The 11493-nt window shown below is 67.2% G+C and carries 14 protein-coding genes, 2 tRNA genes and 2 pseudogenes; 7 read left to right on the top strand and 11 right to left on the bottom strand.

The genetic code is table 11. The features are described from left to right. Window positions 1-7: 7 nt before the first annotated feature. Window positions 8-79: transfer RNA gene (locus ABZ904_RS09850), tRNA-Asp, on the bottom strand. Between the two features lie 8 nt (window positions 80-87). Beyond that, window positions 88-159: transfer RNA gene (locus ABZ904_RS09845), tRNA-OTHER, on the bottom strand. 49 nt (window positions 160-208) lie between these two features. On the opposite strand from ABZ904_RS09845, the gene ABZ904_RS09840 reads away from it, so the two are divergent. Next, on the top strand, window positions 209-547 hold the full coding sequence (locus ABZ904_RS09840; RefSeq protein WP_359391856.1) for a hypothetical protein: 339 nt from the start codon (window positions 209-211) through the stop codon (window positions 545-547). Window positions 548-643: 96 nt separating this feature from the next. Here the strand turns inward: ABZ904_RS09840 and ABZ904_RS09835 are convergent, their stop codons facing one another. After that, a complete protein-coding gene (locus ABZ904_RS09835) occupies window positions 644-871 on the bottom strand; it encodes a hypothetical protein (RefSeq protein WP_359391857.1) in 228 nt (75 codons plus the stop codon). A gap of 137 nt (window positions 872-1008) precedes the next feature. On the opposite strand from ABZ904_RS09835, the gene ABZ904_RS09830 reads away from it, so the two are divergent. The 4 genes and pseudogenes from ABZ904_RS09830 to ABZ904_RS09815 all read left to right on the top strand — a co-directional run. Beyond that, complete coding sequence (locus tag ABZ904_RS09830) at window positions 1009-1698, top strand: type 1 glutamine amidotransferase domain-containing protein (protein WP_359391858.1); 690 nt, start codon at window positions 1009-1011, stop codon at window positions 1696-1698. Window positions 1699-1786: 88 nt separating this feature from the next. Next, complete coding sequence (locus ABZ904_RS09825) at window positions 1787-2140, top strand: VOC family protein (protein WP_360992581.1); 354 nt, start codon at window positions 1787-1789, stop codon at window positions 2138-2140. 418 nt (window positions 2141-2558) lie between these two features. Continuing rightward, window positions 2559-3035 (top strand): SRPBCC family protein, encoded by a 477-nt coding sequence (locus ABZ904_RS09820; protein WP_359391902.1) that lies wholly within the window; start codon window positions 2559-2561, stop codon window positions 3033-3035. Between the two features lie 141 nt (window positions 3036-3176). Continuing rightward, a pseudogene (locus ABZ904_RS09815) lies at window positions 3177-3362 on the top strand (GYD domain-containing protein); the annotation flags it as partial. 284 nt (window positions 3363-3646) lie between these two features. On the opposite strand, the gene ABZ904_RS09810 reads toward ABZ904_RS09815, so the two are convergent. The 7 genes and pseudogenes from ABZ904_RS09810 to ABZ904_RS09780 all read right to left on the bottom strand — a co-directional run bounded on the left by ABZ904_RS09810 (window position 3647) and on the right by ABZ904_RS09780 (window position 9991). Beyond that, window positions 3647-4093 (bottom strand): hypothetical protein, encoded by a 447-nt coding sequence (locus tag ABZ904_RS09810; protein ID WP_359391859.1) that lies wholly within the window; start codon window positions 4091-4093, stop codon window positions 3647-3649. A 198-nt stretch (window positions 4094-4291) separates the two neighbouring features. After that, a complete protein-coding gene (locus ABZ904_RS09805) occupies window positions 4292-4960 on the bottom strand; it encodes a GNAT family N-acetyltransferase (protein ID WP_359391860.1) in 669 nt (222 codons plus the stop codon). Between the two features lie 439 nt (window positions 4961-5399). Further along, complete coding sequence (locus ABZ904_RS09800; RefSeq protein ID WP_359391861.1) at window positions 5400-6035, bottom strand: MSMEG_1061 family FMN-dependent PPOX-type flavoprotein; 636 nt, start codon at window positions 6033-6035, stop codon at window positions 5400-5402. 371 nt (window positions 6036-6406) lie between these two features. Next, complete coding sequence (locus ABZ904_RS09795; RefSeq protein WP_359391903.1) at window positions 6407-6547, bottom strand: hypothetical protein; 141 nt, start codon at window positions 6545-6547, stop codon at window positions 6407-6409. Window positions 6548-7217: 670 nt separating this feature from the next. Then, complete coding sequence (locus ABZ904_RS09790; protein ID WP_360992470.1) at window positions 7218-7715, bottom strand: hypothetical protein; 498 nt, start codon at window positions 7713-7715, stop codon at window positions 7218-7220. A 48-nt stretch (window positions 7716-7763) separates the two neighbouring features. Further along, entirely contained in the window at window positions 7764-8885 is a 1122-nt protein-coding gene (locus ABZ904_RS09785; RefSeq protein WP_360992473.1) for a winged helix DNA-binding domain-containing protein, read from the bottom strand. A gap of 247 nt (window positions 8886-9132) precedes the next feature. Beyond that, window positions 9133-9991 (bottom strand): annotated as a pseudogene (locus tag ABZ904_RS09780) (NAD(P)H-binding protein). A gap of 146 nt (window positions 9992-10137) precedes the next feature. Between ABZ904_RS09780 and ABZ904_RS09775 the strand changes: the two are divergent. Continuing rightward, window positions 10138-10470 carry a hypothetical protein gene (locus ABZ904_RS09775; RefSeq protein WP_360992476.1) on the top strand — a complete coding sequence of 111 codons (333 nt, stop codon included), beginning with the start codon at window positions 10138-10140 and terminating at the stop codon, window positions 10468-10470. 84 nt (window positions 10471-10554) lie between these two features. Here ABZ904_RS09775 and ABZ904_RS09770 read toward each other — a convergent pair whose 3' ends face one another. Then, entirely contained in the window at window positions 10555-11073 is a 519-nt protein-coding gene (locus ABZ904_RS09770; protein WP_360992480.1) for a hypothetical protein, read from the bottom strand. 212 nt (window positions 11074-11285) lie between these two features. On the opposite strand from ABZ904_RS09770, the gene ABZ904_RS09765 reads away from it, so the two are divergent. Continuing rightward, window positions 11286-11486 (top strand): hypothetical protein, encoded by a 201-nt coding sequence (locus tag ABZ904_RS09765; protein WP_359391866.1) that lies wholly within the window; start codon window positions 11286-11288, stop codon window positions 11484-11486. The last annotated feature ends 7 nt before the right edge of the window (window positions 11487-11493 follow it).

Genomic DNA, 11493 nt, shown 5'->3' with positions numbered 1-11493 from the left:
CGCACCGTGGTCCCGGCCGGATTCGAACCGGCGTATCCGCCCTGACAAGGCGGCGAGTCTGCCTCTGCTCTACGGGACCCGGACGCCTCCGGGCGACCGGATTCGAACCGGCGTGATTCGCCTACGCAGTGCGTGCGCCTGCCTCTGCGCTACGTCCGGACGCGCCCCAGATCCTAGTAGAGCCTGCTCAATTGCATTCAGGAGGGGCATGTCTGTTCGACCGCGGGCGGCGTCGTCATGGCACGCCACCCAGGGAAGGTTCTACCTGTGGCACTGGCCCGTATGGGTCTACCTCGGTGTCAACCACCCGGAGTGGAGTCAGACAACGAAGGTCTCCGTGGCCGTCTGCGCGTCCGTCCTGCTCTGCGCGGGCAGCTACCGACTGATCGAGCGTCCCGTTCGCACCTCGTCGTGGCGCCCCCGGGTGCTGCTTCCTGCCCTGGCTGCTTGCTGTGTCACGTTGACCCTCTTCACCACCCTCCCCGTCGCCGACCCCGTGGACGCCCGTCACAACGGCCCGATCGTCTCGGGACCGAACGCACCCTGACGACACCGTCGTGGCTGACAACGCGCGTTGGCCCCTATCCTCGAGGACCGGGGGCCGCGCAGGGGCGATGCCGGGCTTCACCTGCCGTCGTCCTGCTCAGGCGAGGACCCCGAAGACCGGCGTGAGCATGGCTCGCTCCAGGCGTGGGCCACGGGCCGGAAGCCAAGCCAGGCGGGGGTTGCCTCCCGCCCCGCTGTCCGTCGGTGCGTCCGGGGCGTGGCAGGTGACCGCGAAGCTCTGTGCCTCGGCCGGATGGCCGTCCCAGGCCGTTCGTGGCGCCCTGGATGATCTCGAGGCGGCGGTGTACTCGAGATGGCGCGTCATTCAAGGAAATGGCAGGTCAGGTCCGCTTTCGTCTTCGACAGCACCGCACACCTCGCGGATGACTTGCGCACAGACCATGCTTTGACTGGGGGATATGCGCTAACCATGTCGGATCTGGACGGGAAGGCGATTGTCCAATGGCAAAACTGCTTTTCGTGATGACCGGGACGGCGTACTGGACGCTCAAGGATGGCACCAGGCACGCGACGGGCTACTGGGCCGAAGAGTTCGCGGCCCCGTACAAGGCCCTCACCGAGGCCGGCCATGAGATCGTCGTCGCCACCCCTCGCGGGGTCGTACCGACGGTGGACATGATGAGCTTGCGCCCCGAGATGGCCGGCAGCGCCCAGATCGCACTCGATCTGGAGGCGATCATCCGCTCCGCGGAGGTCTTGCGGCGCCCAATTCAACTGGCGGATGCAAGGCTGGAGGATTACGACGCCGTCTACCTCCCGGGTGGCCACGGGCCCATGGAGGACCTGTGCCTCGATGCCGACGCGGGCCGGCTGCTGACGGCGGCCCTGGCTTCCGGCAAGCCGCTCGCCATCGTCTGCCATGCGCCGGCGGCCATGCTGGCGACCAGGATCCATGGCAAGTCGCCGTTCGTCGGCTACCGGGTCACCGCGTTCACGAACGAGGAAGAGGAAGCGGTCGGGCTCGCCCAGCGGGCCAGGTGGACCGTCGAGACCGAGCTTATCGAGATGGGCGTCGACTTCACCAAGGGCGAGATGTGGAAGCCCTACACGGTGGTGGATCGCAACCTGTTCACCGGACAGAACCCTGCCTCGGCATCCGTCTTGGCGGAACGCCTGCTCAAGGTGCTCTGACGACTTCCCCCACGATTGAGACAGGGGTGTGAAGCAGGCGCTGGTGTGGTGCCCGCGCGCCCGATCGCCGTCCTGGCAAGACAGCGACATGGAACGTGTGCTTGGAATCGGCGGATACTTCATGCGGGCCACCGACCCGGGGGCCCTGAGCGCGTGGTATCGCGATTGCCTGGGTCTGGACGCCGATGAGAACGGGCTGTGGCATCAGGAACCCGGTGCGACGGTGTCCGCGACGTTCGAGTCCGAGACCGACTACTTCGGGGCCCGAGCTCAGCAGACCATGCTCAACTTCCGAGTCCGCGACCTGGATGCGATGCTCGCGCAATTGCGCGCCAAGGGAGCGGACGTGGCCCACGAGACTCAAAACATGGAGGGTGTCGGTCGATTCGGTTGGGTCACCGATCCTGAGGGCAATCGGATCGAGCTGTGGCAGCCAGCCTGACCGTGTCATCACGCGGGCAGTAACGTGCTGGTCTCCGACCAGCCTGTCGATGTGTGAACCCCGGCCGGACCCACGCGGCCATGTCCCACTCCGCCCTCTGTGGGCTGTCACGGGAACACTGGCGACACCGCCGATGGTGACCAGGCGGTGATGATCTCGATGCCGATCTAAGGCCGAAACGGCAGCCGACCCGGGACCGGGGCATCCGAGCTCGGACGGTCGCCGCCGTCACCTGGTTGGACGAGCGCACAACTCGGCGCCAGTTGGACGGGCAGCGCCGATCAGGGCTGTGATCCTGCCTGCTGACTTGGGCGCGCACGATGCCGTGCGGGTGCCGGGCCTGACCACGATTGCGGATGCTGGAGGTGTCCGGCGCGGCTAGTGTCGAGGAGCAGCGGACAGAGGGAGCGTGGGTGATGTGGCCCGGAACCTCCGGTTGATCCTGAGCTCGCCGTCCAGAGTCTGGGGCCTGCTGTCCAATGGCCATCGCTACGGGGAATGGGTCTCAGGAACGCAACAGGTCATCGCCGCTGACCCGCACTGGCCGGAAGTAGGCGCCCGCCTCCAAGTCCGAGTCGGTGTCGGCCCACTGGCCCTCGATGACACCTGTGTCGTACGCATCTGTGAGCCGGAACGCCGTCTGGAACTTGAAGCGAAGGCAGACCCCTTCGGCGCAGCCCGTATTGCCATGAACTTGATCCCCTGGGGCGAGAACACTCTTTTCGTTCTCGACTGGCACCCCCTACGGGGTCCCGGCATCCGGATGCACGGGCTCCCTGTCGACTACATCGTCTCGATCCGCAACGGCATGATGCTGACGAAGCTGGCCCGGATCGCGGTGCGCGAGCATCGCGACAGCGCCGGTGGCGCTCGACAGAGCACCCGGAGCGGATGAGGAGCAGTACAGCGCATCGGGTGTCGTTGATGTCGGAGTGGACGTCAGCCTGCTCTCTCGATTGCCGGGGGCGCTCGAAATTTCACGTTCGGGTGCGTACCTCGTGCAGTTTCTGGCCCACGTGCCCATGCTTGACCGGACATGGCGACGTACATCGCGTTGCTGAACTGGACCGATCAAGGAGTCCGCAACTATAAGGACAGCGCGAAGCGCGCCGACGCCTTCGGCTCAGCGGTACAGAAGTTCGGGGCGCAGCTCCTGAATATCTACTGGACCGTCGGTCCCTACGACCTTGCGGCCATCGTCGAGGCGCCGGACGACGAAACTGGGTAGGGCGTGACCTTGCGGAGCTGTGCCCGCTCAATGCGGAACTTCAAGCCGGCACTGGCCAACTGATCCCATGCTTGATCGCTCCGGCCGTACATCGCCCACCCCCTGCGCTCACAGTCCAGGCGCCTGAGTATGCCGAACAGACCGACCTGGCGGAGCGACTTGAAGCACACATGAATCCGGAGGGGACTTGGCTCCCGAGCGTTCGAGTAGGTCACGCCGCCTGTGGCTCGTCCACGTCGCGCCACTTGTTCACGAATAGCCCACGCCCGACAAGATGGTCATGCGCCGCTCGCCGCCTCTTCGGCCCGGCGGCGCACGTCGCGCAGAAGGCGGATCACTAGTACGCGATGGACGCGGGAGCCTATGACGATCAAGCGATAGAGCCGCCCATGCAGCCCCGGGAACGCCGCATACGTCGTAGCGCTGAGCAGCGTCCCGCTGGTGTGTTCGGCGAGGGTGAGCAGCAGCTGGTATTGGGAGAAGTGGTGACGTCCGATCAATCGGAGACAGCGTTCGGGGACGGCTTCGGCAACGCGGAAGCCTGGGAGCGTCGCGCCCGTGGCGACGGGTTCGCCAGCGGTTTGATTCGGTGAAGCGCCCAGCAAGCGGACGAACGTTCCGGAGCCGGTGAACTGCGGGATCTGCGCAGCCAGAGCACTCCAAACCACGAAAGCCGGCGCAGACACGAGCACACGATGCTCGTCAACGAAAGGCAGGGCTTCCATTCCGCTCACCACCGTCCGGCTTCAGACGCATCCACGATCGCCTCCGTTCGCGCCGCCGCCTCAAAACACTCTCCGCCGACGACCGCCGCTTTACAAGTCCGGTCCAGCTGCGCCATTGATCCTGCTGGGCTGCTTCCGCTCGCCGGGCCATTTCAGAGGAGCGTCGCCTCAGTCCATCCTTGTCTGTCCTCGTTGATGTCAACCCTGGATGTCAACGTGCTCGCTCAGGCCGAACCAGGGCAGGCACTCCCGCAGGCCTTCGATCGTCACCGGGACTCGTTGGCTACCTTGCCACTGTTCGGCGGTGAGTCGGAGCCTTTGCAGCACAGCGGGCTTGCTGCGTACGGCGTGTCGCTCGATCCCATCGTCGCGGTAGCCGAGTTTGCGCGATACCCCCAGCGAGGCCGAATTGTCTGTGTACGCCCCGGAGACGGCCTGTTGTGCACCGAGTCCAGCGAAGGCCAAGTGCAGAACCGCTGCGCGCATCTCAGTCCCCAGGCCATGTCCGTGGTACGCCCTGCCGAGCCACGAACCGGTACCGACTTCACGACGGATTTCGAAGTCCCGGGCACCGACGGCCTGTGTCCCGACAGCGACGCCGTCTCGCAGTGCCACCAAGTTGAGCTCCCAGTCCTCCGGCTTCCACGCGCCCCAGCAGCGCCAGTGGTACTGCAGGACGCTCTGGGCCCGCTGCTCTGGCGGGACATCGGTCCATGCCACGGTGAATGGCTGCACTGCCGGGTCATGAACACCGTCGGCTGCCAGGGAAGCCAGCGCGACCAGCTGATCGAGATTCGGCAATCGCAGTTCCAGTCGTGGCGTAGTCAGCCGCAGTCCCGCCAGAGGCCAGTGGGATACCAAACTCATGACCAGCGATTGTTCCTGCTACGGCCGTCGCGACCAAGGCATTTAGATCGCCCAGAAGCAGGGCAGAGCCCCAGTTTGGGAAACGCCGTATGCGGATGACGGCTGACCAAGCACTCCCTGACCTGGGTCGGAGCGCGATCGGCACCGCTGTTCCGGTGAGTCACCGCTGCGTCCCGCCGGACCGGGCACGAAACGGGCGCGCAGGGCACAGCCGACTGCTTTTCAGGCGAGTTGATCGTGCGGAGTGGATCATCCTCCGGTCCGACAGCGACCGAGGTTGACAGCTGATGACGTACGGCTGCGTAAGGTGGCGTTCGCGGACGTCGCCGTCAGTTGTGGCTGGGGTTTAGCCCTCGTCCTCATCGAGGCCGAACCCGTCCGGCACGGCCAGCAGGGCCTCGCGCCACGGCCCCTCCGGCTCTTTCGCGGCGAACCGATATCAGGCCAGCCGGTGCAGGAGGGAGTCACGCTGATCCTGCTCGACCTCGGCGAGCGTCAAGTCGGGGTCGCGCTGATGAGCAAGAGCGACCTCGGCCGACGTCGGCTGCTCCTCCTTGAGCGGCCATGCCTCGGGGTGCCAGAACTTCGACCGGACGAAGGCCTTAGCGCAGTGGACGTACACTTCGTCGGCCCGCACGACCAGCGCAGTTTTCGGCGGCTTGCCGACCGGGGTCAGCCGCGCCAGCAGGTCTCCATCGGCCGTGATCCAGGCTGCGCCGTTGACACGAAGCGTCGTGTCCCGGCCAGGGATGACGAAGTTGAGCCCGGCGTGCCCGTTGGCCAGGATGTTGCGATAGCTGTCCAGCCGATTGTTCCCCGTCGCGTCCGGAATCACTACATGACGCTCGTCGAGGACCGTGACGAAACCGGGGGTGCCGCCCCGAGGGGCCACGTCACAGCGGCCATTGGCATCGCTGGTGGCGACGAACACCACGGGCGAGACCGCTATGAGGCGGCGCGACATCTCGTCGATGTGGTCGAGTTCTTTGCGTACCGCCCGCGCTCCGGGGTCCGCGTACAACTCTCGGAGCTGCGCCTCACTGGTCAGAGCTCGGGGTATCAGGGAGTCATCCACTCTGGCGATCATAGCTCTGCGGGTCGAAGACAGGGGGCGTGCCCGCGGGCGGTGGAGTCTTAATGACCGGTCAACCCCTCGGAGTCCCAGTCCCTTCTTCCCATCCCCACTCGTGACGGCAGTCGGCGCAGGTGAGGTGTGTGGGCAGTGACTCTGAGGTGCTGTGGGTGATTCGGAAGAGGTCGTCCTCGTCGGTGGTGGTGGGGACGACCACGGTGAGGACGCGGTCGGTTGCTGCTCCGCAGCGGGGACATGGCGTGGGCGGATGAGCGCGTGGCCCATGCATCCTCTCCTCAGTCGGCTGATCGCCAAGGTAGCCACACCCGGTGTGCACCGTCGGTAATCGGGAGGGCCGAGGGCTTCGTGCCCGGTCAGGCCGCTGCGATCGTTGTTGTCCGGGTTGGTGGCGCGGTGGTGAAGGGGCGGTTGTCGCGTAGGAGGGCCCAGAGGACGTCGACGCGGCGGCGGGCGAGGGCGATGACGGCGGGGAGGCGCTTGTTGCGAACTCGCACGGCACGGTGACTGTCCTACGGGCGGGTGCCGCCGCAGCGCACTACCCGGGCCCGCACTCCGGGTTACTTTAGAGCTACTTGCCGGACGCCTGGAGGACTTCGCCGCCGCGTCAGGCGCGGAGAGGGGTGCGGTGGCGGTGTCGAGGAGCACAGGGTCAGCACGGGCCCGCCGTGCCCGGCCGAGACGGAAGACATACCAGCGTCCTCAACGGCGTTGGGAACGTACTCGGCAGGCCCGACCAGAATCAACCGGCTCCCGCGGGCTGCCGATACATGAGAGCTCTCGCAGGCGTTGGCTTCGCAGTTTCATGACCGGTCTCATCGCAATTGCCGCGGCATTCGGTGGGGTTGCTTGCTGGGCGATTGCCACTGCGGAGTTCGGGTGGACCGGAGTACCGGGCAAGATGACCGCGTCGGTGGGGAGGTCGGCGGGACTCGGTGAGACTGGGTCCCGCTCCTTGCGTTAGGCATCTGCGCTGTCAACCGCATGATCGTGCTGGTTGAGGCGAAGTGCCCCCGGCAGGATTCGAACCTGCGCGCACGGCTCCGGAGAGCACGCTCGTGACAGGCTTGATGATGGCTGTGACCTGCGGGGGGAGGTGTACGGGCCGTTTGATCTTGTCTGGCTCGCACGCCCCTCGCACGAGCACGCCGACATGCGCCCGGGCCGTCACACTCCGCCTGCCACTCGGCGCCGTAGGCGACGGTGCATCAGCCCTGCCGCGCACACCACGACGAGGGGCACGGTCCACCATGGGATGCCGATCCACACGGCCGGCAGCCCCACCCCGAAGCAGGCGACGGTACTGATGATGAGCAGCTGTGCGCCGTACGGATTCCAGGTGAACGGCTCGTAGCCGCGAGGTCTGGCAAGGCGTACCGCGCCGAACACGAATGCCTCAACCGCGACGAGCGCGGCGAGCATGCCGACGGCGGCGTTCATCTGAAGCTCGTCACGGGGCGCATCGGAGGTGTTCTGCCAGGCCCCCTCCTTGCTGAGCACCACGATGTCGCGGTGCCAGACGGTGGCGGTGACCCGGTCGCCCGGCTTCAGCCGCTCGAGGAGCGGTCCCGGGTTACCGAAGCGAACGACTCCCCGCCAGGAGTCCTCACCCTTCAGGGTCGCCTCGTACTTGGAAGGCTTCCCGGACTTGTTGACCGTCTTCACGACGGTGAAGTCTGTGAGAGGGGCCGCGCTTCCCTTGGGGCATCGCGGTCAGCCGTCGGTGATGCGCAGTTCACGCCCTGCCGCGCCGTCCGACGCGAAGAGCAGGAGACGTTCCCCTTCCTCCGCGAGTTCGGCGCGCCGGCGCTTGCTCACCGGGTGGAAGAGCTGGACGTCGAGAGTCGTCGCCCCGCGCGCACGGTCGGTCCGCCATGCTCCGGCGACGAACCCGTCGACCAGAATCGTCCCGGGAATGACGGCATTCTTCGTCGCGATGGCCTTGCGGTGCTCGTCGCTGATGATCCGGGTGCGGTCCGCGTGGGAGAGGATCGCGTTGTCGTACGGTGCCAGGTAGCGCACCGGCGCGGGCGTGTCGGGGTCCGGACGCGGTGCGCCGGGCAGATCCCACAGCTCTCGGCCGTCCTCGTCACGGAAGGAGACCAGCTGCGGGCGCAAGCGCTCGGTCACCGCGCGCAGCCGGGTGAGCCCCGACCACGCCTGGATGTCCTTGACGGTGGCAGGGCCGAACGCTGCCAGATAGCGCAGGACCAGGGTGTCGACGTCGGGCTCCGGGTCCAGCGGGGCGCCGAGCCAGTCCTCCGCCGTGGCGTATGTCGTCCGTCCGCTCTGACCCCACACTCCGCGGGGCGGGATCTGGACGACCGGAAGCAGACTGCGTACGACGTTGCCGAGTGCGGAGGCGGGGTGGTCGGGCCAGGTCGTCCGCAAGGAGGCGCTCAGGTCGCTGACGGTCAGAGGAGACTGTTCCAGGAGCTCCCGGCCGGCCGCCGCGACCTTGGCCGGATCCAGCCCGTGCAGGTCTTTGCCGAAGGCGGTGATCAGGCTTCGTTGCATGAAGGGCTGCAGACAGGGCCGAAGCCTGCGGCAGTCGGCGGAGGTGACCAGATGCACGGTGCCCCGCATCAGTGCGATGCGCACGACCCGCCGTTCGGTGAGCAGGCCGGCCAGTTCCGCCGGGCGGAAGTCCTCCAGCCGGGTCCACAGGCCGTAGTACGGCGGAATGGGTGCCTGTGCCTGCAGACCCACGAGGTGCTCGAGCGCCTCCTCCGCCGGCATCGTTCGTCGTGCCAGCAGCAACTGGCGTGCCAGGAAGGCGCGGTTGAGAGCCCGCCGGTCGAGTACGTCGGCGGGCCGGGGCGAAGTGGTGGCCATCTGACCTCTCAGTTCAGGAGGGCGAAGAACGTGCGCAGTTCGTCGGCGAGGACGGACGGCCTCTTGGCCATGCACGTGAGTGACGACGTCGTTCGACACGAGAGTGGGAGTCGCATACTCGCGCGAATAGCCGATGTTCACGAGATCGGGAGTCACGCGGCCTCGTCGGGTCGGGCCGGACGCGGACGTCGTTTCGTCACCTGTGATGCGGTTCCTTCCGTGTCCGTTCCACATACCACGCGGGAGGCTATGCCGTGATCACGGGGGCTGTTGCCGTGAAGGCGTCCGCGTGCTCCGCTGCCCACTGGGCGAAGGTGCGGGCCGGGTAGCCGGTGACCTTCTCGACGGTGTCGACGACCGTACGGCCCACCTCCGGGGTGTTCCCGTACGCCTCGGTCAGGAGGCCGATCACGTCCTCCGGGTGGCCCGCCGCCCGCCATTCCGCGACGGCCTGCTCCTCGCTGAGCTCGACGAGGGCGATCTCCCGGCCGCGGGCGGCAGCGATCGTCGCCACCTTGGCGCCGACTGTGAGCAACTCGGGGCCGGTGATCACGTACTCCTGGCCCCCGGTGGCCCTCTTCGGTGAGCACGACCGCGGCGACGGCGCCGATATCGCCCTCGTGGACCATGGCACTCAGCCGGGAGACGAACGGCTCGCGGACTTCGCCCGAGGACACGATCCCGTTCGCCCACTCCAGGCAATTGGCCGTGAACTCGACCGGCATGTGTACGGTCCAGTCCACATCGTCATCGGCACGCACGGCGTCCTCCAGCAAGGACGGCCCGCCGCCATGCACCACGGTGGCCCGGTGTACGCCGGCCGCGTGGGCCGGCTCCAGGATCCGCAGGCCGGTCTCCAGCGGGACGAAGCGGGCCCCGCCGAAGGTGATCAGGTGGAGGCCGGTGACGCCCTCCAAAGCCGGAACCAGGCTGGCCGGTTCGGTCAGATCACCCTGGACGACCTCGACACCGGCGGGGAGGTCCGCCCTCGCCGCATCCCGCGTGAGGGCGCGGACCGCATGGCGGCGGGCGAGCAGTTCGGCGACGACCTGGCGGCCGACGGTTCCGGTGGCACCGGTGACAAGAATCCTCTGCGTCCGTGTCATGGCACGACCGTACGGAGCCTTTAGGTCAGCTTCTGTCCGCAAGCCCCCCCACAAGCCCTATCTGGAGCGCGGTTCGCCGCGGGATGCACGAGTGTCACGCGCCTGCACCGCGAACTGCTCTCCGAGGACGCCCAGTCAGCTACCAGATGGTCCGCGCCTACATCGCTGCCCTGCGCGCCGCTGCCGTACCTGAGGCATGGCCTCCGCCGCCGACGGTGCGACGGGTCACCGGCTGGCTCACCCGCCACCGTACGGCCCTGAGCGAGGACGTGCGCGGCGCGCTCAAGGACGTCCTGGCCCGCTGCTCCGAACTGGATGACGCCGCCCAGCAAGTCCGCGACTTGAGCAAGATCCGCACCAGCCGCCTCGGCCTCAGGCTCCCCGCATGGATTGACGCTCTCGATGCCAGCCAACTGCCCGGCCTCACAGGCCTCGCACTCCGCATGCTCCGAGACCTCGACGCCGTGACCGCCGGCTGACCCTGCACTGGAGCTCCGGCGGCACCGAGGCGCCGCGAACCGCCTCAAGAAGATCAAGAGGCAACTCTACGGGGGGTGGATTCGTCAGCCGAGGGAAACGGCGATCAGAGCGATGGCGGAGCCGGCGAAGACCGTGGTGTTGCGGAGGTAGGCCTGGGCGCGCACCCAGTGGGGGAAGGCGTTCTCGGCGGCCTGGAGGAAGGGCGCGACCTTGATCCGGGCCAGCTCCGGGTCGCCCTTGCGGCGGAAAGCGGCCTCCACTGACTTCACCGCGGTGAGGTTGCTGTAGACGATGCCCGCGTTCATCAGCAGGACCAGGGAGGAGAAGATCCAGGTCAGTAGCTGTGCCAGGTCGGCGCCGGCGAAGTTGAAGGCGGCGGTGGCGGCCATCACCGCGGCGACGGCCGCCGGTGCCGCGGTCTCGTGGCCGCCGGCGTCGAAGCGGAGCCTGTTCTCCTCCAGCACCTCCGGGCGGACGCCTTGGCGGCTGAGCTCATCCACGGCGGCGGCCTTCGCAGCGGGACCGAAGCGGTGGCGGACCACCGGAATGCTGACAAAGGCGGCGGCGACGAGCAACTGCATGACAGCGGCGAGCGTGTTCATGGGTACCCCTCGACTTGCACTTAGTTCAACTGGCTGATGGAGCTGACCGTAACCGGCCAGTTGAACTTAGTGCAAGTCGAAGGTTGAACTTAGTGCAAGCTGCTGCGTACCGTTGAGGACGTGGCGCGCAACACCCTCACCCGCGACCAGATCGTCCCTGCCGCCATCGGGCATGTGGACACTGACGCACTGATGGCCCCGAAGACCTGAACATGCGCGCCCTGGGCAAACGGCTCAACTCCGCTGCTACCGCCGCGTCCTGGCACGTGAACAAGGACAACCTCGTGTTGCTCGCCACCGACCAGGTCAGGGGCGAGCTCGAACTACCCGACCTGGCAACGGTCGACTGCCGCACCGCGGCCACCACGATGGCCACCGACCTGTACGAGATGATCACCAGGCGCTCCGCATAGCGCTCTG

It is taken from the genome of Streptomyces sp. NPDC046900, assembly GCF_040644975.1.
In the GTDB taxonomy this organism is placed as follows: Bacteria; Actinomycetota; Actinomycetes; order Streptomycetales; family Streptomycetaceae; genus Streptomyces.
This window is presented reverse-complemented; position numbering and strand designations above follow the sequence as displayed.

What these genes read in the sequence shown, in the direction of transcription:
- ABZ904_RS09840 (WP_359391856.1), top strand. Translation starts at nt 209, where the DNA reads ATGTCTGTTCGACCGCGGGCGGCGTCGTCATGGCACGCCACCCAGGGA.
- ABZ904_RS09835 (WP_359391857.1), bottom strand. Translation starts at nt 871, where the DNA reads ATGACGCGCCATCTCGAGTACACCGCCGCCTCGAGATCATCCAGGGCG.
- ABZ904_RS09830 (WP_359391858.1), top strand. Translation starts at nt 1,009, where the DNA reads ATGGCAAAACTGCTTTTCGTGATGACCGGGACGGCGTACTGGACGCTC.
- ABZ904_RS09825 (WP_360992581.1), top strand. Translation starts at nt 1,787, where the DNA reads ATGGAACGTGTGCTTGGAATCGGCGGATACTTCATGCGGGCCACCGAC.
- ABZ904_RS09810 (WP_359391859.1), bottom strand. Translation starts at nt 4,093, where the DNA reads ATGGAAGCCCTGCCTTTCGTTGACGAGCATCGTGTGCTCGTGTCTGCG.
- ABZ904_RS09805 (WP_359391860.1), bottom strand. Translation starts at nt 4,960, where the DNA reads ATGAGTTTGGTATCCCACTGGCCTCTGGCGGGACTGCGGCTGACTACG.
- ABZ904_RS09785 (WP_360992473.1), bottom strand. Translation starts at nt 8,885, where the DNA reads ATGGCCACCACTTCGCCCCGGCCCGCCGACGTACTCGACCGGCGGGCT.
- ABZ904_RS09775 (WP_360992476.1), top strand. Translation starts at nt 10,138, where the DNA reads ATGGTCCGCGCCTACATCGCTGCCCTGCGCGCCGCTGCCGTACCTGAG.
- ABZ904_RS09770 (WP_360992480.1), bottom strand. Translation starts at nt 11,073, where the DNA reads ATGAACACGCTCGCCGCTGTCATGCAGTTGCTCGTCGCCGCCGCCTTT.
- ABZ904_RS09765 (WP_359391866.1), top strand. Translation starts at nt 11,286, where the DNA reads ATGCGCGCCCTGGGCAAACGGCTCAACTCCGCTGCTACCGCCGCGTCC.